Origin of the sequence: Advenella faeciporci (genome assembly GCF_014652395.1) — a bacterium.
Lineage (GTDB): Bacteria > Pseudomonadota > Gammaproteobacteria > Burkholderiales > Burkholderiaceae_B > Advenella > Advenella faeciporci.
In genome coordinates this window covers 62,321-87,038 of the sequence record NZ_BMYS01000015.1, presented here as the reverse complement: position 1 = coordinate 87,038, position 24,718 = coordinate 62,321, and the positions used below count along the sequence as shown (strand labels likewise).

Annotated in this window: 28 protein-coding genes and 3 tRNA genes; 21 read left to right on the top strand and 10 right to left on the bottom strand. The window is 49.7% G+C overall.

Annotation, left to right across the window (positions count from 1 at the left end; translation table 11 throughout):
- The coding region (locus IE074_RS10745) for an IS3 family transposase (protein ID WP_189385467.1) at positions 1-82 on the top strand (82 nt) is incomplete at its 5' end.
- A 106-nt stretch (positions 83-188) separates the two neighbouring features.
- Here the strand turns inward: IE074_RS10745 and murB are convergent.
- Positions 189-1,208: a UDP-N-acetylmuramate dehydrogenase gene (murB, locus tag IE074_RS10740; RefSeq protein WP_189385461.1), complete on the bottom strand. Its 1,020-nt coding sequence runs from the start codon at positions 1,206-1,208 to the stop codon at positions 189-191.
- Positions 1,209-1,394: 186 nt separating this feature from the next.
- Here murB and IE074_RS10735 point away from each other — a divergent pair.
- A tRNA-Gly gene (locus tag IE074_RS10735) sits at positions 1,395-1,470 on the top strand.
- Positions 1,471-1,622: 152 nt separating this feature from the next.
- Here the strand turns inward: IE074_RS10735 and IE074_RS10730 are convergent.
- Positions 1,623-2,099, bottom strand: coding sequence for a hypothetical protein (locus IE074_RS10730; RefSeq protein ID WP_189385460.1), 477 nt, complete (start codon positions 2,097-2,099; stop codon positions 1,623-1,625).
- Positions 2,100-2,537: 438 nt separating this feature from the next.
- On the opposite strand from IE074_RS10730, the gene IE074_RS10725 reads away from it, so the two are divergent.
- From IE074_RS10725 to cls, 3 genes are all read left to right on the top strand, one after another.
- Positions 2,538-2,611: transfer RNA gene (locus IE074_RS10725), tRNA-Cys, on the top strand.
- A gap of 20 nt (positions 2,612-2,631) precedes the next feature.
- Positions 2,632-2,707: transfer RNA gene (locus IE074_RS10720), tRNA-Gly, on the top strand.
- Positions 2,708-2,850: 143 nt separating this feature from the next.
- Entirely contained in the window at positions 2,851-4,257 is a 1,407-nt protein-coding gene (gene cls, locus IE074_RS10715; protein WP_189385459.1) for a cardiolipin synthase, read from the top strand.
- Between the two features lie 4 nt (positions 4,258-4,261).
- On the opposite strand, the gene IE074_RS10710 is transcribed toward cls, so the two are convergent.
- Positions 4,262-5,497 (bottom strand): MFS transporter, encoded by a 1,236-nt coding sequence (locus tag IE074_RS10710; protein WP_189385458.1) that lies wholly within the window; start codon positions 5,495-5,497, stop codon positions 4,262-4,264.
- Between the two features lie 213 nt (positions 5,498-5,710).
- Between IE074_RS10710 and rssA the strand changes: the two genes are divergently transcribed.
- From rssA to IE074_RS10675, 7 genes are all read left to right on the top strand, one after another.
- Positions 5,711-6,643, top strand: coding sequence for a patatin-like phospholipase RssA (rssA, locus tag IE074_RS10705; protein WP_189385457.1), 933 nt, complete (start codon positions 5,711-5,713; stop codon positions 6,641-6,643).
- 177 nt (positions 6,644-6,820) lie between these two features.
- Positions 6,821-6,949, top strand: a complete 129-nt coding sequence (locus IE074_RS10700) for an entericidin A/B family lipoprotein (RefSeq protein WP_189385456.1) — start codon at positions 6,821-6,823, stop codon at positions 6,947-6,949.
- 242 nt (positions 6,950-7,191) lie between these two features.
- Positions 7,192-7,812 (top strand): DUF2946 family protein, encoded by a 621-nt coding sequence (locus IE074_RS10695; RefSeq protein ID WP_189385455.1) that lies wholly within the window; start codon positions 7,192-7,194, stop codon positions 7,810-7,812.
- Between the two features lie 74 nt (positions 7,813-7,886).
- A complete protein-coding gene (locus tag IE074_RS10690; protein ID WP_189385454.1) occupies positions 7,887-8,459 on the top strand; it encodes an NUDIX hydrolase in 573 nt (190 codons plus the stop codon).
- A 3-nt stretch (positions 8,460-8,462) separates the two neighbouring features.
- Entirely contained in the window at positions 8,463-9,197 is a 735-nt protein-coding gene (gene aat / locus IE074_RS10685) for a leucyl/phenylalanyl-tRNA--protein transferase (RefSeq protein WP_189385453.1), read from the top strand.
- A 32-nt stretch (positions 9,198-9,229) separates the two neighbouring features.
- Positions 9,230-9,964, top strand: coding sequence for an arginyltransferase (locus IE074_RS10680; RefSeq protein ID WP_189385452.1), 735 nt, complete (start codon positions 9,230-9,232; stop codon positions 9,962-9,964).
- A gap of 53 nt (positions 9,965-10,017) precedes the next feature.
- Positions 10,018-11,082: a quinone-dependent dihydroorotate dehydrogenase gene (locus IE074_RS10675; RefSeq protein ID WP_189385451.1), complete on the top strand. Its 1,065-nt coding sequence runs from the start codon at positions 10,018-10,020 to the stop codon at positions 11,080-11,082.
- A gap of 105 nt (positions 11,083-11,187) precedes the next feature.
- Here IE074_RS10675 and phaP read toward each other — a convergent pair whose 3' ends face one another.
- From phaP to IE074_RS10660, 3 genes are all read right to left on the bottom strand, one after another.
- Positions 11,188-11,796, bottom strand: a complete 609-nt coding sequence (gene phaP, locus IE074_RS10670) for a TIGR01841 family phasin (RefSeq protein WP_189385450.1) — start codon at positions 11,794-11,796, stop codon at positions 11,188-11,190.
- A 275-nt stretch (positions 11,797-12,071) separates the two neighbouring features.
- Positions 12,072-12,893 carry an IclR family transcriptional regulator gene (locus tag IE074_RS10665; RefSeq protein ID WP_189385449.1) on the bottom strand — a complete coding sequence of 274 codons (822 nt, stop codon included), beginning with the start codon at positions 12,891-12,893 and terminating at the stop codon, positions 12,072-12,074.
- Between the two features lie 126 nt (positions 12,894-13,019).
- Entirely contained in the window at positions 13,020-13,820 is an 801-nt protein-coding gene (locus IE074_RS10660) for a competence/damage-inducible protein A (RefSeq protein WP_189385448.1), read from the bottom strand.
- A 198-nt stretch (positions 13,821-14,018) separates the two neighbouring features.
- Here IE074_RS10660 and IE074_RS10655 point away from each other — a divergent pair, with 198 nt between their 5' ends.
- Positions 14,019-14,402, top strand: coding sequence for a thioredoxin family protein (locus IE074_RS10655; RefSeq protein ID WP_189385447.1), 384 nt, complete (start codon positions 14,019-14,021; stop codon positions 14,400-14,402).
- On the opposite strand, the gene IE074_RS10650 is transcribed toward IE074_RS10655, so the two are convergent.
- From IE074_RS10650 to IE074_RS10640, 3 genes are all read right to left on the bottom strand, one after another.
- Entirely contained in the window at positions 14,377-15,828 is a 1,452-nt protein-coding gene (locus tag IE074_RS10650; protein ID WP_189385446.1) for a DEAD/DEAH box helicase, read from the bottom strand. The two genes, IE074_RS10655 and IE074_RS10650, sit on opposite strands and share 26 nt — an antisense overlap.
- A gap of 122 nt (positions 15,829-15,950) precedes the next feature.
- A complete protein-coding gene (locus IE074_RS10645; protein ID WP_189385445.1) occupies positions 15,951-16,274 on the bottom strand; it encodes an AzlD domain-containing protein in 324 nt (107 codons plus the stop codon).
- Between the two features lie 2 nt (positions 16,275-16,276).
- A complete protein-coding gene (locus IE074_RS10640) occupies positions 16,277-17,035 on the bottom strand; it encodes an AzlC family ABC transporter permease (protein ID WP_229793991.1) in 759 nt (252 codons plus the stop codon).
- Between the two features lie 191 nt (positions 17,036-17,226).
- Here IE074_RS10640 and IE074_RS10635 point away from each other — a divergent pair, with 191 nt between their 5' ends.
- The 3 genes from IE074_RS10635 to IE074_RS10625 are packed head-to-tail and all read left to right on the top strand — an operon-like array spanning position 17,227 to position 18,961.
- Entirely contained in the window at positions 17,227-17,424 is a 198-nt protein-coding gene (locus IE074_RS10635) for a zinc-finger domain-containing protein (RefSeq protein WP_189385444.1), read from the top strand.
- The gene (locus IE074_RS10630) at positions 17,414-17,875 is read left to right on the top strand and encodes a YybH family protein (protein WP_189385443.1); all 462 of its coding nucleotides are present in this window, start codon (positions 17,414-17,416) and stop codon (positions 17,873-17,875) included. Before IE074_RS10635 ends, IE074_RS10630 begins: the two co-directional genes overlap by 11 nt.
- Before the next feature lie 21 nt (positions 17,876-17,896).
- A complete protein-coding gene (locus IE074_RS10625; RefSeq protein WP_229793990.1) occupies positions 17,897-18,961 on the top strand; it encodes a YheT family hydrolase in 1,065 nt (354 codons plus the stop codon).
- On the opposite strand, the gene IE074_RS10620 is transcribed toward IE074_RS10625, so the two are convergent.
- Positions 18,958-19,887 (bottom strand): cytochrome c oxidase assembly protein, encoded by a 930-nt coding sequence (locus IE074_RS10620; protein WP_189385442.1) that lies wholly within the window; start codon positions 19,885-19,887, stop codon positions 18,958-18,960. The two genes, IE074_RS10625 and IE074_RS10620, sit on opposite strands and share 4 nt — an antisense overlap.
- Positions 19,888-20,032: 145 nt before the next feature.
- Between IE074_RS10620 and IE074_RS10615 the strand changes: the two genes are divergently transcribed.
- The 5 genes from IE074_RS10615 (at position 20,033) to ruvC (ending at position 24,710) form a co-directional block, all read left to right on the top strand.
- A complete protein-coding gene (locus IE074_RS10615) occupies positions 20,033-21,196 on the top strand; it encodes an FAD-dependent monooxygenase (RefSeq protein WP_425549738.1) in 1,164 nt (387 codons plus the stop codon).
- Positions 21,197-21,257: 61 nt separating this feature from the next.
- A complete protein-coding gene (gene dusB / locus IE074_RS10610; protein ID WP_189385441.1) occupies positions 21,258-22,271 on the top strand; it encodes a tRNA dihydrouridine synthase DusB in 1,014 nt (337 codons plus the stop codon).
- Between the two features lie 55 nt (positions 22,272-22,326).
- Positions 22,327-22,563 carry a helix-turn-helix domain-containing protein gene (locus tag IE074_RS10605; RefSeq protein ID WP_169295316.1) on the top strand — a complete coding sequence of 79 codons (237 nt, stop codon included), beginning with the start codon at positions 22,327-22,329 and terminating at the stop codon, positions 22,561-22,563.
- 5 nt (positions 22,564-22,568) lie between these two features.
- Complete coding sequence (gene purH / locus IE074_RS10600) at positions 22,569-24,158, top strand: bifunctional phosphoribosylaminoimidazolecarboxamide formyltransferase/IMP cyclohydrolase (RefSeq protein WP_189385440.1); 1,590 nt, start codon at positions 22,569-22,571, stop codon at positions 24,156-24,158.
- Positions 24,159-24,164: 6 nt separating this feature from the next.
- Positions 24,165-24,710 carry a crossover junction endodeoxyribonuclease RuvC gene (gene ruvC, locus IE074_RS10595; RefSeq protein ID WP_189385439.1) on the top strand — a complete coding sequence of 182 codons (546 nt, stop codon included), beginning with the start codon at positions 24,165-24,167 and terminating at the stop codon, positions 24,708-24,710.
- Positions 24,711-24,718 lie beyond the last annotated feature (8 nt).

Genomic DNA, 24,718 nt, shown 5'->3' with positions numbered 1-24,718 from the left:
CTACTATAATCACAAGCGTATCAAGCTCAAATTAAATGGCCTGAGTCCAGTACAATACCGGACTCAGGTTTTAGCTGCCTAGTTTTTAACCGTCCAACATTTGGGGGTCACTTCAGAGCGTGGGAACGAGAAGACGAGAAGAACAAGCTTTACACGTCCCCGCCTGCCACTGGCATTCGGGGTGCAGCTTAATGTCTGGCCGCTACAAAGACAGGTTCGGGTTCTAGCAAAACACCAAATTTCTTCATGACATCATCGGCAATTGCCCTTGCAATGGCGATAATATCCGCTGCGCAGGCTTTGCCGGTATTCACAATCACCAGGGCCTGCCTTGCATGCACACCGGCATTACCCAATTGCCGCCCTTTCCAGCCACATTGATCAATCATCCAGCCCGCGGCCAGCTTATAACGGCTATCAGGCTGTTCATAGGCAACCAAGTCCTGGAATTGCGCCTTTAACTGCCAATACTGCTGCGCAGGAACAATTGGGTTTTTAAAAAAACTGCCCGCATTGCCCGTTACCTTTGGATCGGGCAACTTGCGACGACGTATATCACAGACAGCCTCAAGAATGGCTTGTGGCGTCAGTTGGGGCCTTGCCCCTTCATATTGCTGAAGATCGGAATAAGACAGCACCGGCACCCATTGCTTGGGCAAACGAAACCGCACTGCCGTAATAATGAGGCCTTTACCCTCTTCGTGCTTGAAGATACTGTCACGGTAGGCAAAACGGCATTGTTCATTATTAAAGACCTGTTCTGTTTGCGTCAGCGGATCATAAGCCACCACGCTTTCGAGCCGGTCTTTAACTTCCACACCATAGGCACCAATATTCTGCACGGGTGCCGCACCCACCGTACCGGGTATTAAGGCCAGGTTTTCCAGGCCATACCAACCTTGCCGTATGCAATTAACCACAAAATCATGCCAGTTTTCACCGGCAGCGGCCTCTACAAACCAGGCACCGTCGGTTTCCTGCACAAGATGGATCCCTTTAAGTTGGTTATGAACAACAATCTGATCAATTTGTTCACTTAATACAACATTACTTCCGCCCCCAAGAATGAAGTAGGGAACGCCTGGCTTCAACAAGTCTGAAATGCCGCTTAAATCTTTTATATTACAAAGGCTTATGTAATTATTCGCCAATGATTTAAGGCCTAGTGTATTAAAACAGCTTAGGTCTTTCTGTTGTATAAAATCCATATTTTCAACTATTCAAATAACGTTTTTTTGACATTATAAAGAAATAAATGCTATTATTTCGTCTTTCTTAAGCACTTCTTGCTTATTTCAAAAAAACAGGCAAATAAAAAAGCTTGTAAAACGAAAAAAGATTGCTTATAATTTAAAACTTCACTCATTCAGCACAACACTGAAATTGTGAAAAATGCGGGAATAGCTCAGTTGGTAGAGCGCAACCTTGCCAAGGTTGAGGTCGCGAGTTCGAGACTCGTTTCCCGCTCCAGAATTCTAGTTTGCAGGTGTTACCTGCAAATGCACAAAAGGACCTTTCGGTCCTTTTTTTGTCCTTTTTATACCACACAAATGCTTTAATACCCCATCGCACTATACCGGACTGACTCCAAATAATAAGTCACCACCCGTCAGGCATCTCATTTATTTAACCTTCCTTTCTTCTTTTTCGTGCCAATTTGTATTAAAGGGCAAAAAACCGGCACTCATCTGTTTGACCATATCGGCAAACATATTATTCCAGGGTATGGTATTTGCATCTCCTGCCAGCGCGCTGGACCGCTGCTGCCACTGTTGCAGTATTTCAGTCATTCCGGACATGAACAACTTCTGGTTTTCAAGCGCCTGCTGTGCCAAAACACGATTGCAATTGGCACATTGCGACAAACCATCCATCAAATCGTTAAGGGTTTGTCCCTGGAGCTGCCCATTGTTTACTTTAAGCAGCTTTTCCATATTCCCCTGACCCTCGCCAAAAGCCTTGGCAATGAACTCACCCCAGCGCTGATTGTTTTCCTGGAACAGCTTTCCCATCTGCTGCGACAATTCCATATTTGCACTTAACAAATTCTGCGACAACTGACCACCAGACTGGGTTGCTGCTTTGTGATTGGATACCATACTTGTCTCCTGGATTGTAGAAAATTAACATTACCCAAAGGCGTGAGTTTTTTTATTTACCTGCAAGCTGACCCAACACCTTATCTCTTCCCATTACATCCTAGCGTATAAATTATACTCTCAGTGTAGTAAAAAAAAACCTATAAAACAATGCGTTACATCAAACCAAAGCACAACTACAGCACCAAGGACGCCCCCCCCATAATCCCCATGACCATTTCCACCCGGCTCGCATGCAAAACATGGAAACCCTCAAAAAAAGAGGCTTTATTACAACAAAAAAATCAAAAAATGCATTCAAGAGACAATTTTGTTGCTTATTTCATTATAAAAATTTCCATTTTGTTTTAATGATGCTATACTCATTTTCTTATTAAGTCTTAAGCACTGAACCACAGCGATTGCATTATCCGATCCAATCAGTTGCATGTACTAAAGGGCGCAGTAGCAAAGCGGTTATGCAGCGGATTGCAAATCCGTCCAGAGCGGTTCGACTCCGCTCTGCGCCTCCAGTGAAAGGCTTTTTAAATACGCGGGAATAGCTCAGTTGGTAGAGCGCAACCTTGCCAAGGTTGAGGTCGCGAGTTCGAGACTCGTTTCCCGCTCCAGATTCCATAAAAGCCCAGACTTCGGTCTGGGCTTTTTGTTTTGCCATAACCGTTAACATTAACCTTCATCAGTAGCTTAAAATTGATGCTTCCGGACAATGGTCTGGCGATTAATCCACTCATATTAATAATGAGGTAGTCTCATGTGGCTGATTGTCCACCTTCTTATCATCACAGGATTATCGGTCCGCGTCTTGCTCAGACCACATCGCGACCCGGCCTCACGCGTCGCCTGGATCCTTTTCATCATGGCCCTGCCCTACGTTGGCGCATTAACCTATTTAATGTTGGGGGAAGTTCGCCCAAACAAAGGGCAGGCCCGTAAACGGGCTCATGAAAACGCCTTGCCTCCCATTACCAACCTTGCCCCAATCCCCCATCTACCCGCCCTCAATTTACCCGGGTTTTCAATCGGCCAGTCAATCAGTGGCTTCAAACCGGTTGGTGGCAATACAGGCCATTTGCTGGATGACTCCAATACCACGATTGATACAATGGTCTTGGATATTGATGCCGCCCAGGAACATGTACATCTTCTTTTCTACATCTGGCTAGCCGATAACAATGGGCGCAAGGTCGTTGATGCCCTGATTAGGGCCGCCCGGCGTGGCGTTACCTGCCGCGTGATTGTTGATGATCTGGGTTCACGCAATTTTATTCGCAGTGAACACTGGACGGCAATGCACCGTGCAGGCGTGCAACTGGCTCGCGCACAGCCTATTGGAAACGTTATGGTTCGCATATTGAAAGGACGCGTTGACGTTCGCAATCACCGAAAAATTGTTGTGATTGACAACCGGATAACTTATTGTGGAAGCCAGAACTGCGCCGATCCTGAGTTTGCAATCAAAGCGAAATACGCCCCCTGGATTGATGCAGTCATTAGGTTTGAAGGACCGATTGCCCGGCAAAACCAGGCACTTTTCCTGACTGATTGGCTGGCATGCACCAGTGAGGATTGCCGTGAACTGGCGCAACACCCCATGACGCCTGCAGAAACGGGCTTTGCTGCCCAGGTCATTGGAACAGGTCCCGAGAATCATTATTCCGCCACCCCCGAGCTATTCGCGACATTGATGTTCAGCGCCCGCAAGGAACTGGTCATTACGACACCTTATTACGTTCCCGATGATTTCATGCAAGCTGCGCTTTGCGGCAGCGCCCGCAGAGGAGTAGCAACAAGTATTATCCTTCCCGCCCGCAATGACAGCTGGTTTGTGGGTGCCGCCAGCCGAAGCCATTATTCAGAATTACTGGAGGCAGGCGTTAGCATTCACGAATACACCGGTGGCCTGCTACACGCAAAAACACTAACGGTAGACGGTGAAGTCACCTTGATTGGCTCGGCCAACATGGACCGGCGCAGTTTTGAGCTGAACTACGAGAACAATATTCTGTTCCACGACAAGAACCTGACTCAGGCCATCCGTTGCAGACAAGATGAATATATTGCACAATCCAAACCGGTTACCCAGGCCGACGTAACATCCTGGAGCTTACCCCACCAGCTTCGCAACAACACCATGGCCATACTCAGCCCCCTTCTATAACCCATCAAATACGGTCAACCGAAGGGGGTGGCCGTAAAACTGCCGTTAATGCCAACACAATCACGGCTAGAATCAATGGTGCAAATGAAACCCAAAGCACCATATCCCAACCATAAGTAGCCAGTAAATTTCCCGAGGCAAATGAACCAATCGCCATAGTGCCAAAAACGATAAAATCATTGAAAGATTGCACGCGCGTTGCCTCTTCTGGCCGGTGAGATTCCAGCACCATGGCAGAGGCCCCCACAAAACCGAAGTTCCAGCCAACCCCCAGTAAAATCAGGGTCAGCCAGAAATGCATGACATCGATACCCGCCAAACCAATGATTGCCGACCCCCCAATCATAAGCAAACCAAATGTTACTACACGCCCTGCACCAAAACGGCTTATTAAGCGCCCCGTAAAAAAGCTGGGCAAATACATGGCAATAACATGCCACTGCATGCCCAGATTAGCCGTTTCCAGGGGATGACCACACATTTGCATCGCCAGGGGTGCCGATGTCATGATGAAATTCATCAGCATGTAAGAAACCGCAGCGCAAATCATGGCCGTAATAAAACGGGGCTGACGTACAATGAAGGAAAGCGGCCTGCCAGCTGCTGCTTTTTTGGCTGACGGACGGGGCAAATGAACCCCAAACAATACCACTGCCGACAAGGCCGCCACGGCCGCCTGCACTATATAAGTAATTGCGAACGTATAGGGCTGCCAAAAATCCATGGTATACGTAACCAGCTGCGGCCCAATAACACCGGCCGCCACACCCCCTCCCATGACAAAAGAAAGGGACCGGGCCCGCATTGTTGGCTCAACCCCATCGGCTGCCGCAAAGCGAAAAGACAGCACCACTGCAGCATACGCACCACCAAAAAAAGTCGCCAGACAAAACAGCCAAAACGAACCCAGTACGACTGCCAGCGCTGACAGCAAGCCCACCAGCACACCGCACCCTGTACCGGCCATGAAGGCCATCCGGCGACCATAACGCCGGGCAATGCTCCCCATGGGCAGGATACATGCCGCCATACCCACCACAAAAATACTAATCGGCAAGGTTGACAATGATTTATCGGGAGCCAAGACATTGCCGACAATTGCACCCGTTGCATAAACAACAACAGAATTGGCACCCGCCAAAGCCTGGGCCACTGTAAGACGGGCGATGTTCCCACGTTGCTGGCTCAGGGACAGGGTAGATATATTATCTTCCACTGAAACAGTATCGGTATGCGACAAAATGGACTCCAGTTCTGTTAAATATGACGGTAACGATATGACCTGAAAAAACCCCTGCGGATTGCGTTACAGGTACTTGGGCACCCGGCAGATCTTGCATACATATCAAAACACAAAACCACATATTACTAAATTTCATAAATATATATAAATAAAACATAATAACTCAATGATAATATTCTATCTTTACACCAAACTGCCATCATTAAGCACATGCCGTCATCCCACCCCCTTCACAGAAAACATAAAATCGGCCTCATCCTGGGAAGCGGATCCGCGCGCGGATGGTCTCATATCGGGGTCATCCAGGCACTGGAAGAAGCGGGTATCAAGCCGGACATCATTTGCGGCACCTCTATTGGCGCCCTGGTTGGCGCCGCCTATGCCGCGGGTGAAATAGAGGTTTTCAGGAAATGGGTCTTGAGCCTGAATATCAGCAATGTACTTTCTTTCATGGATATCCATTTGAATGGCGGGGTGCTGAAAGGGGAAAAAATCATGAATTTTTTCAAACACCACTTCACGGACAGAAACATAGAAGAGCTCAATATTCCCTTTGGTTCGGTCGCCACGTCCCTGACTACCGGCAACGAAATCTGGATGCGTGAAGGATCCACCGTTGATGCTGTCCGGGCCTCTCTTGCCCTGCCCGGCTTATTCACTCCCGTCATTAACAATCAGGATATTTTGGTGGATGGTGGCCTGGTTAATCCGGTGCCGGTTTCTTTGGCCCGCGCCATGGGCGCCGATTTCCTGATTGCCGTTGATCTGAACTCGGACCTGATAGGAAGGCATTTTTACAACCCGCCTGAATCCGTCTTTTCTTTTGGCAGCAATGCCTCGGAATGGCTGCGCAAGATCCAGCAAAATTTTGGTAAGCCAGGCCCCCTTCCCGACATAACCCACACGCTGCAGAAACCCCCCTCTTTACTGGATGTCATTGCGTCGAGCCTGAATATCATGCAGGCGCAAATCACCCGCAGCCGGATGGCCGGAGAACCCCCACATATCATTATTGCCCCACAACTGGCCCATTTGGGTTTATTGGACTTTCACCGTGCCGCCGAAGCCATTGAAGAAGGACGTCGTGCCGTTGAAATATGCCTGCCCGCGCTGGAAAAGCTGAAAAACCGAAACCGGCTCTGATTTTGCTTGACCATACCGCTCTGGCCGTTAACAAAATTGGGATTTCAGTCAACGTAAATACCACAAATAGTGAATTTATATCGTCCTATTACATCAATCACTGACCCGATAAATGTTTTTTTTCAAACAAATAGGCTATCCTTATTCATATAAATAATATTTAACAAGGATTTCACCATGAAACTCAAAAATTATTTAATCACAACTCTTATTGCTTTATTTGCCCTTACCGGTTGCCATACCGTACAAGGAGTTGGTGAGGATATTTCCGCTGGTGGCCAGGCAATCGAGAAAGCGGCACAATAATCAAAATAGAAGCGCCAGGCGGTTAAATAACACCTGTTAACCTGTGGTTGATGTGCCCCTGTGCGCCTAAAGGCATTCATTTTTGAACACCACCTTTCAAGGACTGAATCCTGTTAAGCCGGGATCCAGTCCTTTTCATTGATCACTTCCTCCCCGGCTTCAGTACACATGACGCAATCCACGCAACAAAGCTACAATATACGCACCGTATACCTGCAAAAACAAAATGCGAAGGAACAACTATGGACAAAAACGTGTTGGACGCCATCAAAAAGTGGCCGGATGTTCCTGCCGTATATGGCTGGTTATCACTAGACCTGAACGGAAAATGGAAACTTCACCCTGCCGGTTCTTATCAACCAGGCAAACCCGGCGAATCCATTGGCAGCCCCCAAATCAACGATTTTATCAACCGCAATTATGCAGCCACCGATAACGGCGAATGGTTTTTCCAGAATGGACCGCAACGTGTTTATGTCAGTCTTGCGCATGCGCCCCATGTGTTGCATCTTGCCGAAGATGGTCACACCCTTGACACGCATACCCGCCAAACGGTACAAGCCATTCAAGCGTGGTACCTCGATGAACAGGGCTTTCTATATGCACAAACCAATCTTGGTGCCGGCATTATTTGTGGACGGGATACCGCCCAGGTAATTGAACACTTTTCCATCCATCATTCAAATGATAATGGCGCCAGCCTGGGTAGCCTGTCAGAAAAACATCTGCTTGAACTTGACCAAGGCCAACAACTGGATGTTAGTTACGAACAACATCCTGAATACAGTGCCCCCTTGCAACAAATTGACAGCAGGCTGATCCCGGAAAAATTGCATTTTATTGCCTGGCCCAGGGCGAAATAATTTTTATCTGGTCATTGCAAACTTAAGCAATAATCCATGTATCATTGTACGTATACACGAATTACCCGCAATTTATGACTTATCACGAAACCTCTTTTTATTTTCCGGCACCGGTTGAGCAACGTTTTTGCTCACAATGCGGCTCTGCCCTTTCCCGCAAAATCCCGCCCGATGACAACCGCGTACGCGACATTTGTGAAAACTGTGGGGCTATCCATTACAAAAACCCGCTGGTTGTGGTGGGCACGGTGCCGGTCTGGGAAGATAAAATCCTGCTATGCCGCCGCGCCATCGAACCCCGGTATGACAAATGGACATTACCCGCAGGCTTCATGGAGCTGAGCGAAACCAGCAGCCTTGGCGCTATTCGTGAAACCACGGAAGAAGCCGGGGCAGACATTACGCTAAAGCAGCTTTTTACCGTCATCGATGTCCCGAACGTCAATCAGGTGCATTTGTATTTCCTGGCCAATGCCAATAGCCCAAAACTGAATCCTGGCCCGGAAAGCCTGGAAGCCCGTTATTTTGGCATTGATGAAATACCCTGGGATGAACTGTCCTTCCGGACCGTTGCCCAGACCCTTAAACGTTACATTGAAGACAAGGAGCGTGGGGTTTTCACTACCCACTATCTTTCCTTATCCTAAGCAATGGCGCTTTTCTGGCTAGACCTGCAAACCCCGTTCCCCCCGCCCGAGCTCGCCCTTAAAGAGCCGGACGGCCTGCTGGCCTGTGGTGGTGATTTATCCATGGCTCGCATGACAAGCGCCTATCAACAGGGCATTTTCCCATGGTATTCCGAGCCACAACCCATTCTGTGGTGGAGCCCTTCCCAACGCATGGTACTCATGTGCAAGGATTTTGTCATCTCGCACAGCCTGAAGAAAAAGCTCAGGCAAATTGCCAAACAGGAAACCCGGCCAAATCCTTTCATTCAAATCAAGGTGGACACCGCCTTTGTACAGGTTATGCAGGCCTGTGCCGCTCCCCGGCAAAACCAGGCCGGCACCTGGATCAGTCAGGATATTATTAACGCCTACACCAACTTGCATCTGGCCGGACTGGCCCATAGTATTGAAACCTGGATTGATGGAAAACTGGCCGGTGGGCTTTACGGTGTGTCAATGGGCAAGATGTTTTATGGTGAATCCATGTTTTCCAATATAAGCGACAGCTCCAAGATTGCCTTGGCCTATGCAGTCTTTTTTTTGGCTCGCCATGGTGTTGAATGGATAGACTGCCAGCAGCAAACCAGGCACTTGGGCAGTCTTGGTGCCGCCCCCGTTTCACGCAGGATATTTATGGAACACCTGAAAAAAACCATTCCCCAAACGCCACCTCCCTGGCAAGCGGGAATTTTACATTCAGATGGCAATATCTCTTGAACCCGGCTTGGGTATTTGAGTATATTTAACGCATGAGCGAGATTCATGACCCCAACCTGCATGTATTGCATTACTACTTAACGGCCTCCTATCCCTGCAGTTATCTTGAAGGCAGGATAGCCCGTTCCCGGGTTGTTGCGCCGGGTCATCTGGTTACCGCCAAGGCCTATGCCAGCTTATTAAGGGCCGGTTTCCGCCGCAGCGGCCTGTTCACATATAAACCCCAGTGCGACAATTGCCAGGCGTGCATATCGGTTCGGATTAATACGGTCGCTTTCAAGCCAAGCTCAACTCAAAAACGCATACAAAAGCGCCACCGTGACCTGTCTGCCCGCAAAGTCCCCATACAATGGCAAGATGATCATTTTATTTTGTACAGCCGCTACCAGCATCAGCGGCACCCTGGCGGTGGCATGGACGAGCAGGGTCGCGAACAATATGAGCAATTCCTGCTATCCAGCCACGTAAACACCGAACTGGTTGAATTCCGTTCCCCCGATGGGGTGCTGCGTATTGTGTCAATTATTGACCTCAGTGATGACGGGCTGTCTTCGGTTTATACATTTTATGATCCTGACTACCCCGGCAGCCTGGGCACCTATTGCATTTTATGGCAGATAGAACAATGCAGGCAGCTTGGCCTACCCTGGTTATATCTGGGATACTGGATAAAGGAAAGCCCAAAAATGTCCTATAAAACCAGATTCCAGCCTCTTCAGAAATATATAAACCAACAATGGATTGACCATATTCCCGGTCAGGAATAGTTTTAAGTGAAAATAAGCATTAAAATGGGCAGATTCCATTTTATTTCTCAGCCATGTTCAATACCTTCAAACTTTATCCTTTTGTTCGCCCACTGCTCTTTTCAATGGACGCCGAAACGGCTCATGAAATGACATTGAAATCATTGCAAAAAGCACATCACTGCAAAGCTACACGCGAGCTGCTTAAAGGTAGCCACACCCTGCTTCCAACCACTTTAATGGGCTTGCCCCTGCGCAACCCCATAGGGCTGGCCGCCGGACTGGATAAAAACGGGGAATGCATTGACGCCCTTGGCCAGCTTGGTTTTGGTTTCATTGAAGTGGGTACGGTAACTCCCCGCGCCCAACCAGGCAACCCCAAACCCCGCATGTTTCGCCTGCCGCAGGCAGAATCCCTGATTAACCGGATGGGTTTTAACAACCATGGTCTGGATACGTTCCTGCAAAATGTCCAACAAAGTGAATGGCGCGCAAAAAGAGGGGTTCTTGGCCTGAATATCGGAAAAAATGCCGATACTCCAATTGAAAATGCCGCCAGTGATTACTTGATTGGGCTTGAGGGTGTGTACCCTTTTGCCGATTATGTCACCATCAATATTTCTTCACCCAACACCAAGAATCTGCGTGCCTTGCAAGGTGGCGACGAGTTAAGTGATTTATTGCGGCAAATTGCTGACAAACGCAAGGAACTGGCCGACCGTTATGGCCGCCGGGTACCTGTTGTTGTGAAAATTGCCCCTGATCTTGAAGCCGGGCAAATTCAGGCTATTGCCCATATTTTGCCGCGTTACGAAATTGATGGTGTGATTGCGACCAACACCACGCTTTCCCGCAGTGCGGTTCAGGGGCTTAAACATAGCGAAGAAAGTGGTGGCCTGTCGGGCCCTCCGGTTCATGAGCTGTCACTCAAAGTGATTGAGTCACTCAGAAAAGAAATGGGACCGGATTTTACAATTATCGGTGTGGGCGGTATTAACTCAGGCAAGCAGGCTCTTGAAAAAATAAATGCCGGTGCCAATGCCGTGCAACTATACACGGGCCTTATTTATCAGGGCCCAAAACTCATTGCCGATTGCATAAATACGCTTAGAAAGAGCGATATTTTCATGCGCAAATAAACCATTGCCACAGGGTCCGCCTTCATAAAGCAGGATCTTGCAAGCATTTTTCCAAAAAAAAAGAGCCCATTTGAAGGGCTCTTTTTACTGTCTGCTTAACGCAAATTAGTTGCGACCTGCAGCGCGAGTGGCTGTTTTGGCGGCATTGGCTACGTTGTTGGCAGCGGCTGTTGTGGCAGCAGTCGCAGATTCTGTTGCCTTGATAGTGGCATTGGCTGCCGCTGTCAGGTTACCTTCGGCAACTTCAACGGCTTGTTTGGCTGCTTTGTTCAAAGAATCATAAGCAGTGTTCGCAGTTGCCAGTGAGGATTTCAACAAAGCAACCGCGCTTTCTGAACCTGTAGGGGCATTTTTAGCCAACTGATCAATGGTTTCAGCAATGTGCTGTTGGCCTTCGGCAACTTGGGTTTCTGTCAGTTTGATCAGCTCGTTGCTAACGCTTGACAAAATGTCATAAACATTTTTTGTGTAAGCAACCGCTTTTTCAGCGTTGGGCTGGGCCAAAGAAGATACGAAAGCAACCGCTTCCTGTGGATCTTTCAACTCAGAAACCTGTTGAGAATGCTCGGCAGCCTCACCTAAAGAAGCTTTGATCACTTTCATGTTCAGATCAACCAGTTTCTCGAAGCCACCAAAAATTGAACCTTGTACGGCAACGAAAGTGTTGATGGCTGATTTTTGACGATCTAGAATTTGTTGTGGGATTGCGCTCATGGTATGTCCTAGGTAGAAATAAATAAGTTTGTGAAGTAAAAAGCTGCTACATGATAAATTGAACAGCCGGTTGCAATATCATTTTCAGGAAATTACTGCCAACCTATTTATATTGCACCGCACAATTCAAATTATACGCAACTTCTGTCGCCGGTCAAGTATTTTTTTGTGCGTTGCACAAATAATCACAAAAAAACCAAAAAAACTTAACTAATTGAAATGTAATTGCTTTTTATTAAGTCTTGATGACAGGCAATTTGCACATCACGCACTTTTTACCTACCTGCTTTATGGCCTTCTTTGTGACACTCATAACCCAGGTCTGCCGAAATACGGGCAGCGGTATCCGTTAACAGTTCAACCCATTCATCACGCATCCGCTCTGAAGGAGAAGAAATGGACAGGCCTGCAACCAATTTCCCACTGTCATCAAAAATACCGGCAGAAATACAGCGTACACCCAGCTCAAGCTCTTCGTTGTCTCTGGCATAGCCGTGACGGCGCACAAAAGCCAGCTCTTTTTCAAGTCGGTCAAGGTCTGTCAGGCTGTTACCGGTCGTACCGCCAAGTCCGGTACGTAATGCATAAGCACGTACCGTCCTGGGTTCGGCCGCTGCCAGAAAAAGCTTGCCAACCGAAGTCAGGTGCAAAGGCGCACGACCACCAATAGCCCGAACCACCTGCATGCCAGAACGTTCGCTCCAGGCCCGGTCTATGTAGACAATATCATCGCCCTGCTGAATGGATAAATTGATGGTTTGCCCGGTAAGCCGATGCAACACATGCATGTGTTCATGGGCAATTTCCCTCACGTTCAACCTGTCTTTAACCAGGGAACCCAGCTCAAGCAAACGCATGCCAAGCTGGTACATACCGTTATTAACCCTGTCTACATAGCGGCCTGCGGCAAGATCATTCAAAATACGATGCGCTGTTGAGGAATGCAAATTGGACAAGGCGGCAATTTCTTTCAGGGAGACAGGCTCATCCTGCTCGGCCAGCACATCAAGCAGTTTCATGGCCCGCTCCAGGACCTGGATGGTGATGTCAGAAGAAGAGGATTTGACCGGAGGTACGATTGGACTCTTGGCAGTCATGGCAATAACTTTGAATGTTGCAATGCAATATATTTTATCCCAGCATGTGAAAAGAAGCTATGCTTATCTTTATGCAGACGAGCATCGCTTCCTCCATACCTTGATTTTACAAGGGCGCCTGGTACATTAATGACTGAACCGCCCTCCGGCCCTGAGAATTTCTCCTTTCAAATAGGAAAAAGCCTCTTGAACGGCAGGTGACGGCCCTTTGACGCCCAAATCCACAAAGGGCGGATTATTATCCCTGGCCACGGTTGGCAAACTGAAGGTCTTGACACCCGGCCAGTTGATTTCGATGAACTCCAGTGCCGGCGTGATGCGGGATTCGGGCAATGAATAGGCCAGAATGGAATGTTCTTCCACACGCTGAAGGTTATGATATTGCTCATACCGATGGTCAAGCGTCCATTCAATCATGGGCCAGGCCATTTCGGGAAAGCCCGGCACAAAGGTATGATCCTGAATAAAAAAACCCGGAATTTTATTATAAGGATTGGGTACAATTTCAGCCCCTTTGGGAAATACACCCATAGCCAGCCGGCGCTGGTTTTCGGGTGTTCCCATATCTATGCTGCCGCGGCCCTCTTTGGCCAGCTCCTGAAAACGCGAGGTAATCAGCTTGGCGGCAATGGGGTGCAGTTCCAGCTCAACACCCAGTGCCAACGCAACGGCATCCCGGGTTTTATCATCAGGGGTGGCACCAATGCCACCACAAGAAAACACAATATCGCCAGAAGCAAAACTGCGTTTATATTCCTGTACAAGCGTATCCAGATCGTCGGGCAAAAACCGGGCCCATGACAACTGCATGCCCCTGCCAGACAGCATCGAAATCACTGTTGACAAATGCTTGTCCTGGCGGCGCCCGGACAGGATTTCATCACCGATAATGAACAGACCTATTTTTCTTGTCGAGTTATTACTCATATTTCTCACCTTTTGAGCTGCTTGGCTCAAATACCAGATTACTGCATAAATGATTGATTATGCAAAGCACATAAATTTTGACTTGAAAACAATTATTGCTTTATGATGATAAGCCAATCGGCCGCGGAAAAACAGCGTCTGACACCTTGCCTGCGTTGTTTTTCATGCTTGTCCGCCTTTTTCCGGCTATTATTGATTATGTTCATTCAAAATCCAAGTCAACATGCTTCCACTATTGCACATACACTGCAAAATCCCAATGCCTGGCTCATCGCATGCTATTGCGCGCAATGGTGCGATACATGCAAAGAATACTTTGAGTCATTTACAGAATTAAGTCAGCGTTTTCCCCAGCACCTGTTTGTTTGGGTAGACATAGAAGAAGAGCCCGAACTGCTTGATGATATTGATATTGAGAACTTTCCCACGCTATTGATACAAATAGAAGGAAAGAATCATTTTTTTGGCACCATGCTGCCTTACATCAGCCACCTGGAGCGAATATTGCAAAATATCCGCCCCGACAGCCCTGTCCAGCCAGGTGGCCCTGCGTCGTTCAGTCGTTTGATTCAGCAGGCTTGATATTATTTTTAGGGCGTCCGCCTAACAAGATCGCCAGCTGTGGCTGCCTGGCTGTGGCCTGGTGTTCCATCCACTTTTGTTCATGCTGCAGCCGTTGGGCTTCTTTATGCGGATCCTTAACTGAAGGCTCGTAAGGCTTGAAGAAAAAATCGTCAATAGGTGCCGGCCTTGAAGCGGGAAAGGTTCGTTTAAAACGCTCCCCTTTGCCACGACCGCGCGAATCAGCACTGGCTGGACTGCGGTGCTGGAAAGTCTCAGGAATATTGAGGGTGCCGCGGGGCACTTTAACCTTGATGAGCTTTTCTATATCCTCAAGCAGTTTTTCCTCATGCTCGGTAAACAAGGCAATTGCCTCACCGGAAGCCCCCGCCCTGCCTGTACGGCCAATCCGGTGCACATAGTCTTCGGGATTAAATGGAAGATCAACGTTAATCACACAGGGTAAACCGGCAACGTCAAGCCCGCGCGCCGCAACATCGGTAGCCACCAGCACGGCGGTTTCACCCGACTTGAAGGAATCCAGTGCCTTGATACGCTCGATCTGGGATTTGTCGCCATGAATGGATTCTGCCTTAATGCCTTCCTTGACAAGTTCACGCGTTAAACGGCTGGCGCCAATTTTTGTATTGACAAAAATAATGACCTGGCTGAGGCTGCGGGACTTGAGCAAATACAATACTGCGGCCTGCTTGTTATTGCCAGATACCGGGTAGGCAATCTGGGTTACGTTTTCGGCCGTGGCATTTTGCGGCGCCACATTGATTTCAATGGGCGACTTCAGGAAGGAGCGCGCCAGTTTCCTGATTTCACCACTAAACGTGGCGGAAAACAGCAGGCTTTGGCGGGATTTTGGCAACAGTTTGACAATGCGTTCAAGATCGGGCAAAAAGCCCATATCAAGCATTCTGTCCGCCTCATCAAGAACCAGGGTATTCACCTGCGACAAATTGATGGTTTTCTGTTCTATGTGGTCTAGCAAACGGCCAGGCGTGGCAATGACCAGCTCACATCCTTTGCGCAACTCTTCTTTTTGGGCGGAAATATCCACACCGCCAAACACCACGGCCACACGCAAGGGACAACTTTCGCTGTAACGCTTTACGCTGTCAGCCACCTGATCGGCCAATTCCCGTGTGGGAGCTAAAATAAGCGCGCGCACCGGGTGTCTGGCAGGCGAAGTGCTGTGGCTGGCATAGGGCATTAAACGATGTAACAGCGGAAGCGTAAAGGCCGCGGTTTTACCGGTTCCCGTTTGGGCCGCCCCCATTACATCACGGCCATCGATAATGGCGGGTATGGCTTGAGCCTGAATAGGAGTGGCGACTGTATAACCACTGGCTGAAATGGCCGTTAAAAGATCGGGGTGAAGACCAAATTCACTAAAAGATTTCACACTTTCAGCATTGGCATTAGAGGTATCCGTCATTGGGTCCTGAACAATAAAATAAAATATCCGTGTTTGCAAAAAATGCAAAAAATAACTATTAACCGCTTATTTTACTACTCTGGCATCCCATAATAGCCGATTCACGAAAGTCCAGGCTGAATTTATCCAAAAAACCAGCGTAATAGCCATAAGGTTCCCATGCCGGCAACAATCAGCACTAGGATACTGCGGAAGCGAAAAAACGCCAGTCCGGCAACAATACCCGCAAACATTTCAGGCCCTATGCGAGGTGTTTCGCCTTGCGCCCAGGGCAGCAGACTGGGCACGATAATGGCTACCAACGCGGCGACGGGCGCATAACGCAAGCCGCTTTTTACATTATCAGACAACGGTATATAACCGCCAATCAGCAAGTAACCCACGCGGGTAATAAAAGCGCACAACACCATCAATGCAGTGGCCTTCAACACATATTCAACACTCATATTCACACCCCTTTTCGGGCTTTTCCGGCATTCTTGCCATACTTCTCGGCCAGTACGCCTGCCACTACACCTACAACAATTGCCACAAACAGGCCAAGTCTGAAAGGTAACTGTTGCCCCAACCAGGATGCGGCTCCCGCCGCCACGACCGTGACCAGCATGGGTTGGGTCCGGACCATGGGAATGACAATAGCCAGCAAAGTAAAAACGCCCGCATATTCAAGTGACCAGGAGCCCGGAATATAACTGCCGACATAAATGCCCAAAACGGTTGAAACCTGCCAGACCAGCCATAACAGGAAAGACGCCGACATAAAGTAGCCGTAATACATGCCTATACGGCCAATCCGCTGCGCGCGAAAGCGGTTCATGAACAGGACAAACCCGACATCGGTTAAAAAATATCCGGCCACAATTCGTCGCCAAACAGAAAAATGCCTGAAATAAGGATATAAACTGGCGCCAAAAATAATAAAGCGCAGATTAACAACCATAGCCGCAAAAAAAACAACCCACAAGGGCGCATTCAGGGCCATTAACGGAGCCACCGTCAACTGCAACGAACCGGCATAGACCAAAAAAGACATCAGCAAAGCTTGCCAGGCGGCAAGCCCATAATTAACCATGGCAACCCCTGTCACAAACCCCCACACAGACAGGGCAAACAGATTGGGCGCAATATGCCTGCTTCCCATGAACCAGGCCATTTTTTTGATTGAAAGCCGTGGAGGCAGCGATTTCACGCCTGTAGATAACTGCACAGACAAAACGACTTCCTTGTACAATGATTGAAATTATTAACCGTAAAGCGAATTCTAGCAAAGCCAGGATGTTTTCATTAAAATAAAGCCAGGTTTCATCCAGAAACAGGCTTATTTTGCAACGCTTGCGCCCAAGCCCTGTTTTTGTGAAAATTTAATGTTTCGGCTATTGCATGCCCAGAAGGAAAAAAATGTCATCTCAAGCAACACAAGACCCCATTATTGTTACCGCACAAGACCTGCCCTTACATTGCCCAGGCCCCAACGCTCCCCGTTGGAGCCTGCATCCCCGTGTTTTTCTGGATGTTACCAAAACCGGTGAAGTCAGTTGCCCATACTGTGGCACCCAGTACAAACTGAAAGAAGGCGAAAAAGTGCATGGGCACTAAAACACCCGGAGCCATCAAACGCAGTGTTTTCACCAGCCCTGCCGAGGTTGAGCAGTCTTTTTACGAAGCGCTTCGCGAAGCAGACCTGAACAGACTCATGCAAACCTGGGCTGATGATGAAGATATTGTCTGCATCCACCCTAATGGTGAACGCCTGGTGGGCCATCAGGCCATCCAGGCTTCCTGGAAAGAAATTCTTTCCAAAGGGCCTCTTAGCATCGAAGCAAAAATACCGGTCATTTTTCACCACGGCATGATCGTTGTTCATACCATTCTCGAACGACATTACCTTGCCACATCAATGGGCCAGAAAGAAATGCTTTGCAACGTCACCAATATTTACCAAAAAAACCGCAGTGGCTGGCATATTATCCTTCACCATGCCTCTCTGGCGCCTCCTGATACCGTCCTTGACGAATTGCATCCGGCAGTCAGCATGCTGCTCCATTAAACTTTTAAATAGCCGTTGCCCTTGAAGACCCAGCTGGATTTTAGTGCCTGTCCTTCTCCAAAATGGTTGCCCGACGGACAATCGCAAACCATCTTTGCGTCCCGATTCGTGCCACGACCTTCAATCTTCTATGCCCGTGAAAGAGTCATTACCACCGATAATGACTTTATTGACATAGACTGGAATATTCCAGGCCTGCACCCGCTGGCCCCCGAAAGCAATAGACCAGTCGCCCCCGCTGTTTGTCAGAAAGGGCAAACCACAAACCCTGGCAGCCTAACCGGCGCACCCCCCGCCCTGGTTTTGTTTCATGGACTGGAAGGCAGCAGCCAAAGCCATTATGCCCGCGCCATTTGCCATTATTTCCGGCAAAAAAACTGGGTGGTCGCGGTTGCCCATTTCCGTGGCTGCTCAGGAGAGGCCAACAAACTGCCCCGGTCCTACTTTTCCGGCGACTCTACCGATATTCACACTATTTTCAATCATGTACGCCAGCGTCTGCCAAACGCACGCTGGCATGCCTGTGGCATTTCCATGGGTGGCAATGCCCTGCTGAAATACGCCGGAGAACAACAGGAAAGCCTGAGCTGGCTTCAGGCTGTGGCAGGCATCTCAGTGCCTCTGGACCTGCTGGCAACCGGAAAGCAGCTGGAAACCGGATTTTTTGGGCGTTTCGTGTATACACCCCATTTTTTACAAACCATGAAAAAGAAAATCAGGGAAAAAAGCCGGCAGTTTCCCGATGACATTGATATTGATAAAATACAGCAGGCCAAAACCCTGTTTGATTTTGATGATGCCTATACGGCTCCGGTGCATGGTTTCAAAGGCGCGCTTGACTACTGGACCCGTTGTTCAAGCAAAGCATTTCTTAAAGACATCTGCATTCCAGCCCTGGTCCTGAACGCCAGAAACGATCCCTTCATTCCAGAAAACTCGCTACCCGGCATCAGGGATATTTCTGCCTCTGTTACCCTGCACCTGCCCAAAACAGGTGGCCATGCCGGTTTTTCAACCGGCCCCTTTCCCTCAAACTTTAACTGGTTAGCGCACCGGTTAGAGCAGTTTTTCTGCCAGGGCGGCTAAAGCACACCTGCCGGCAGGCGCCCCACTTCCTTTCCCCTGAAGGTGGAACGCAAACGTCCCTTGGCCGACAGGCGCATCATGTTAGCCAAGGCCACCAGCAAGCCAAAAGACTCTACCAACGCTGCCGGGATCCACATGGTAAGACCGCCGATACTTTGATCTTGCAGGGCGCTCATGGGCAATGCCCTGCCGCATAGATCAAACAGGGGGTATAAATCAACCGAGGTAAAGGCAATATAAGCGCCCGCCACCATTTGCGGCAACATGGTCAAAATGGGGGAAAGCACACGGGCTCCGGGTGACATGACGGCGGGAGAGCCTCCTTTGACACACCACTGCCCCATACGGCCCAGCCAGGTTTTAGCCGTCAGCAGCGGCGGATTGGAGGGGCGACGGTCAAGCACCAGGTTCCAGTACATAAACCCGCTAATGACGACCGACCAGTTCATGAGCCGGTACAACTTCCAGTCGAGCATGGAATAGAACTGAATGGTGGGATCCAGCCAGACCAACACCAGCATGACAAACAGGACCGGCACAAAGATTTTATTGGTCAGGACGCCTTCAATGAAACGGCCGGAAAAAGTTTGACGGAAATTTTTCAGCCAGACCCTTGCCCGCAATGGCAGCCCAGCACGCATAACCTGGCCCGGATAGGCCGCCATGACAATAAGTGGCCCCAAATGATGCAGTACCACATGCTGTATGCGGTGAATGAAAAACATGCGTTCGGCATAGTAGTCGATATGCGTATGCAAAGACAGGTAAATCATGAAAAACCCGATCCAGAACAGCCATTGCCGGGTACGGGTAACCTTGTGCACGGCAGTGCCGCGCATGAACAAAATACCGCAGCCAAGAAAAGCGATGACCAGAGTAGGAGAAAACTCCCATGGCTGCAGCCAATGCATCAGGTCCAGATTCATAAACCACCGATCGAAAAAAATTAATTAAACTATTATAATCATGCAGATAGCGTATTGTAATAGCTGTTGCCCCGTTTTCGGGATAATCACCAAAAGCGCAAAAAAATGAAATTACCGCCGAACTGCTCAAAAGAAGCGCTAAAATATGGCCATCATGGAAGAATTTGATTTTGATATTGCGATACTGGGTGCCGGTCCTGCCGGCTGTGCACTGGCCTGTACACTGGCTTCTGTCAGCCAGGGTTCTTTACGCATTGCCCTTTTTCAGGGTCTGAACAAGCGGCATGACCCTGCCAAAGACACACGTGTCCTGGCCCTTAATTACGGCAGCAAGGTCTTTCTTGAAAAACACCGCCTTTGGCCAGACCACAGCGCCACCATAGAAACCGTTCATGTTTCACAAAAAAACCGCCTGGGTCGCACGCTCATTTCAAACAAAGACTTCAATGTACCCATGCTGGGCAGCGTGGTTGCCTATGCGGAATTGTATCGCAAACTGCAAGAGCGGCTTCAACAGCTGCCGGTCACGGTGCTCAGTGGTGAGCTGGCCAGCGCCGCCCAGGAAAACGACAAGGCCCCGGTTATTGTCACGCAGGGCGAGAAAACCTGGCGCACCCGCATCGCGGTCCAATGTGACGGCATCAAACCCAAGGGCATTCACCGCGAATATAACCAGCATGCGCTGATTACCTCTGCACGGGCACAATTCCCCAAACAGGGGTGGGCCTGGGAGCGCTTCACCCGGGAAGGCCCCCTGGCCGTCCTGCCACACCCCATCTACAAGGATGCCCAGTCTATTGTGTGGTGCACTTCGCCAGCACGTGCCCGGGAACTGGCCCAACTTGATGATGCCACTTTCTCCCGAACCCTCACCGGGCATTTTGGTGAGCGGCTGGGCTTGCTAAGCGCCCTTGAAAAACGTGCTGTTTTCCCGTTACATTTAAGCGCCAGCAAAAACACGGTTAACGGGCATATTGCCACCCTTGGCAATGCCGCCCAAACCCTTCATCCGGTTGCCGGACAGGGCCTGAACCTGGGTCTTCGCGATGTGGCCACCCTGGTTCATTGCCTCAAACCCTGGATGCTTGACACCAGCCAGGCTGCCGCTCCTTTCCTGGACAAGTTTGCCAACAGCCGAAAACTTGACCGCATGATAACCTGTGAGCTTACCGATTTCCTGCCGCGTATTTTTTCAACCGGCAATCCGCTGGTAGAGCATGGTTGTGGCCTAAGCCTGCTGGGCATGGACTTGCTCAAACCCCTGCGTCAGCCACTGGCCATGCATTTGTTACAGGGCTTCAGAAACTGAATTTTTCAGGCAAATCGCTCATTTTTTACTCAGCGACAGCCCAATTGGTTAAAATCTACGCATGCATATTGGTCCCTGGCACCTTCCCAACCCTGTTTTTGTCGCTCCCATGGCGGGAGTGACCGATCGTCCTTTCCGCCAGCTTTGCAAGCGGCTGGGAGCAGGTTATGCCGTTTCTGAAATGGCAGCCAGCAACCCAAAACTCTGGAACAGTGTCAAAACCTCGCGACGCCTTAACCATGAAGGCGAGGTAGACCCCATCGCCGTTCAAATTGCCGGTGCTGACCCTGACATGATGGCTGAAGCCGCCGTATTCAACATAGAAAAAGGCGCTTGCATCATTGACATCAACATGGGCTGTCCAGCCAAAAAAGTCTGCAGTGTCGCTTCGGGTTCCGCGCTGCTACGCAATGAGCCGCTGGTTGCCCAAATCATTGAACGTGTGGTCAAGGCCTGTACCCCCTACAACGTACCGGTTACCCTTAAAACCAGAACCGGCTGGGACCGGGAAAACAAAAACGCCTTGCGCGTGGCCCGTCTTGCCGAAAACCTGGGTATTTCCGCCTTAACGCTGCATGGCCGCACCCGCTGCGACCTTTACACCGGTCAGGCCGAGTACGACACCATTGCCCAGGTCAAGGCCAACATCTCAATTCCAGTTATTGCAAATGGGGATATCACCGATCCCTATAAGGCAAAATACGTACTAGACTATACCAAAGCAGATGCCATCATGATTGGCCGCGCAGCCCAGGGAAACCCCTGGATCTTCAGGGAAATCAATCATTTCCTTGATACCGGCCGGTTGCTGCCAAAACCCGGTTACGGGCACATGAAAGCAGTCCTGCTTGAACACCTGCATCATCACTACACCTTCTATGGTGAATACACCGGGGTTCGATCGGCCCGCAAGCATATCGCCTGGTACATCAGCAAACTGCCTGAAGCAGACTCTTTTTGTGACAGGATGAACCGAATCGACAACAGTCATGATCAGTACACGGCCGTAGAGCAATGGTTTGATCAGCTGATTATCCGCCAAGGGCAGCAACCGGCAACCAGCCCGGCCCACTGAAAATCCCCTTGTATTTTTATATCCAATAATATAATTCCACTAATATCGTTACGCCATGAATAATACTCAAAATCTTCAAGAGTGTGTCCGTACCAACCTAGAGCTATATTTCAAGGAACTCGGCGACAGCAACCCGAGCAATCTTTGGGAAATGGTTAACAACTGCGTTGAAAAACCGCTGCTTGAAGTTGTTATGCAAAAAGCCAACAGCAACCAATCCAAGGCGGCTGAAATGCTTGGCATTACTCGCAATACCCTGCGTAAAAAACTTATTACACATCACTTAATCTAATCAACATGAAACTTTCAACTGCCTTACTTTCGGTTTCAGACAAAACCGGTATTGTCGAATTTGCCCAAGCCCTTGCACAACGTGGCATTAAATTACTGTCCACCGGCGGCACTGCAGCCCTGCTGAAACAGGCCGGTCTTGCCGTTACCGAAGTTGCCGAACACACGGGTTCTCCTGAAATCCTCGACGGCCGGGTCAAAACCCTGCACCCCAAAATTCACGGAGGCCTGCTGGGACGTCGCGATGACGACATCCACCTGAGCACCATGAAAGAACACAATATTGACCCCATCGATCTGCTGGTGGTCAATCTGTATCCTTTCCGTGAAACCATTGCCAAGCCTGGTTGCAACTTTGCTGACGCGATTGAAAACATCGACATCGGCGGCCCCGCCATGCTGCGTGCCGCGGCCAAAAACCATGGTACTGAAACCGGTGGTGTGACTGTCGTGATTGACCCTGCCGACTACGACCAGGTCTTGCAGGAAATTGATGCAAATGGCCAAACCTCTTATGCCCTGCGCCTGAAACTGGCCAGCAAGGTATATGCCCACACTGCGGCTTACGACGGCGCCATTACCAACTACTTAACCAGCCTGGCCGATGCCGCTCCGGCACAAAACGCCGAACCGGCCCGCAAGCAATGGCCATCCGTGTTAACCGTGCAGGTTCAACAGCACCAGGAACTGCGTTACGGTGAAAACCCGCACCAATCAGCTGCCTTCTACGTAGACCCCAATGCCCCCGAAGGCCTGCTGGGACGCTATCGCCAGTTACAGGGCAAAGAACTGTCGTATAACAATATTGCCGATTCTGATGCTGCCTGGGAATGTGTCCGCACCTTCGAGGCACCCGCCTGCGTGATTGTCAAACACGCCAATCCTTGTGGCGTCGCCGTGGCCGAATCTGCACTTGCCGCCTACCAGAAAGCCTTCAAGACCGACCCCACTTCCGCATTTGGCGGCATTATTGCCTTCAACCGTACGGTTGACCTGGCCACCGCACAAGCAATCAGCGAGCAATTCATGGAAGTGCTGCTGGCGCCTTCTTACACCGCCGAAGCCCTGGAGCTGCTGGCTGCCAAGAAAAATGTGCGCGTGCTTGAACTGGCCATGGGCAATGGCAAAAACGACTTTGACATCAAACGCGTGGGCGGTGGCTGGCTGGTCCAGGACCCGGATGCCTTCGACCTGGATACCAGCGCCCTGAAAGTGGTCACTAAAAAACAACCTGCCGAACAGCAAATGCAAGACCTGCTGTTTGCCTGGAATGTGGCTAAATTCGTCAAATCAAACGCCATCGTGTTTTGTGCCAACGGCATGACCATGGGTGTTGGCGCCGGCCAGATGAGCCGTATCGACTCTGCCCGCATCGCTTCCATCAAGGCTGAAAACGCCGGCCTGTCCCTGCAGAATTCCGCCGCTGCGTCCGACGCGTTCTTCCCGTTCCGTGACGGCCTGGATGTGATCGTTGCCGCCGGCGCCAACTGCATTATTCAACCAGGTGGCAGCATCCGTGACGATGAAGTGATTGCCGCTGCCGACGAACACGGTATTGCCATGGTCTTTACCGGCACCCGCCACTTCCGTCACTAATCTGTAATGCGCATACTTGGTATTGATCCTGGCCTTCGACGCACCGGTTTCGGTGTGATCGAAGCCAGTGGTATGCGTATTCAATATGTGGCCAGTGGCACCATTGTCGTTCCCACCGAACTGCCCCTTTACCAGCGACTCAAAGCCATCCTGGACAATATTCGTGAAGTGATCCAGACTCATCAACCCGATGACTCGGCGCTGGAAAAAGTGTTTGTCAATACCAACCCGGTATCCACGCTTTTGCTGGGACAGGCCCGCGGTGCAGCCATGTGCGCACTGGCAGACAGCAATCTGAATGTCAGCGAATACACGGCCCTGCAAATCAAGAAGGCCGTTGTGGGCAACGGGCACGCCAAAAAAGAACAGGTGCAATTAATGGTTCAACACCTGCTGTCCCTGAATGGATTGCCCTCATCTGACTCGGCCGATGCCCTGGCCTGTGCCATCTGCCATGCCCACGCCAATCCCCTGTTACAAAAGCTCAAATCCCACGAGCAAAGCCAGCTAAGCCATCAATCACGCATGCGGGCTGGCAGGCTGATTGGTTAACCTTTTTT

Coding starts and splice junctions, on each gene's coding strand:
- purH (WP_189385440.1), top strand. CDS start 22,569: ATGAAACTTTCAACTGCCTTACTTTCGGTTTCAGACAAAACCGGTATT.
- IE074_RS10645 (WP_189385445.1), bottom strand. CDS start 16,274: ATGAGTGTTGAATATGTGTTGAAGGCCACTGCATTGATGGTGTTGTGC.
- ruvC (WP_189385439.1), top strand. CDS start 24,165: ATGCGCATACTTGGTATTGATCCTGGCCTTCGACGCACCGGTTTCGGT.
- IE074_RS10695 (WP_189385455.1), top strand. CDS start 7,192: ATGGACAAAAACGTGTTGGACGCCATCAAAAAGTGGCCGGATGTTCCT.
- IE074_RS10635 (WP_189385444.1), top strand. CDS start 17,227: ATGTCATCTCAAGCAACACAAGACCCCATTATTGTTACCGCACAAGAC.
- IE074_RS10665 (WP_189385449.1), bottom strand. CDS start 12,893: ATGACTGCCAAGAGTCCAATCGTACCTCCGGTCAAATCCTCTTCTTCT.
- IE074_RS10660 (WP_189385448.1), bottom strand. CDS start 13,820: ATGAGTAATAACTCGACAAGAAAAATAGGTCTGTTCATTATCGGTGAT.
- IE074_RS10630 (WP_189385443.1), top strand. CDS start 17,414: ATGGGCACTAAAACACCCGGAGCCATCAAACGCAGTGTTTTCACCAGC.
- IE074_RS10730 (WP_189385460.1), bottom strand. CDS start 2,099: ATGGTATCCAATCACAAAGCAGCAACCCAGTCTGGTGGTCAGTTGTCG.
- IE074_RS10690 (WP_189385454.1), top strand. CDS start 7,887: ATGACTTATCACGAAACCTCTTTTTATTTTCCGGCACCGGTTGAGCAA.
- IE074_RS10615 (WP_425549738.1), top strand. CDS start 20,033: ATGGCCATCATGGAAGAATTTGATTTTGATATTGCGATACTGGGTGCC.
- IE074_RS10680 (WP_189385452.1), top strand. CDS start 9,230: ATGAGCGAGATTCATGACCCCAACCTGCATGTATTGCATTACTACTTA.
- IE074_RS10655 (WP_189385447.1), top strand. CDS start 14,019: ATGTTCATTCAAAATCCAAGTCAACATGCTTCCACTATTGCACATACA.
- IE074_RS10700 (WP_189385456.1), top strand. CDS start 6,821: ATGAAACTCAAAAATTATTTAATCACAACTCTTATTGCTTTATTTGCC.
- cls (WP_189385459.1), top strand. CDS start 2,851: ATGTGGCTGATTGTCCACCTTCTTATCATCACAGGATTATCGGTCCGC.
- murB (WP_189385461.1), bottom strand. CDS start 1,208: ATGGATTTTATACAACAGAAAGACCTAAGCTGTTTTAATACACTAGGC.
- IE074_RS10620 (WP_189385442.1), bottom strand. CDS start 19,887: ATGAATCTGGACCTGATGCATTGGCTGCAGCCATGGGAGTTTTCTCCT.
- IE074_RS10675 (WP_189385451.1), top strand. CDS start 10,018: ATGTTCAATACCTTCAAACTTTATCCTTTTGTTCGCCCACTGCTCTTT.
- phaP (WP_189385450.1), bottom strand. CDS start 11,796: ATGAGCGCAATCCCACAACAAATTCTAGATCGTCAAAAATCAGCCATC.
- rssA (WP_189385457.1), top strand. CDS start 5,711: ATGCCGTCATCCCACCCCCTTCACAGAAAACATAAAATCGGCCTCATC.
- dusB (WP_189385441.1), top strand. CDS start 21,258: ATGCATATTGGTCCCTGGCACCTTCCCAACCCTGTTTTTGTCGCTCCC.
- IE074_RS10605 (WP_169295316.1), top strand. CDS start 22,327: ATGAATAATACTCAAAATCTTCAAGAGTGTGTCCGTACCAACCTAGAG.
- aat (WP_189385453.1), top strand. CDS start 8,463: ATGGCGCTTTTCTGGCTAGACCTGCAAACCCCGTTCCCCCCGCCCGAG.
- IE074_RS10650 (WP_189385446.1), bottom strand. CDS start 15,828: ATGACGGATACCTCTAATGCCAATGCTGAAAGTGTGAAATCTTTTAGT.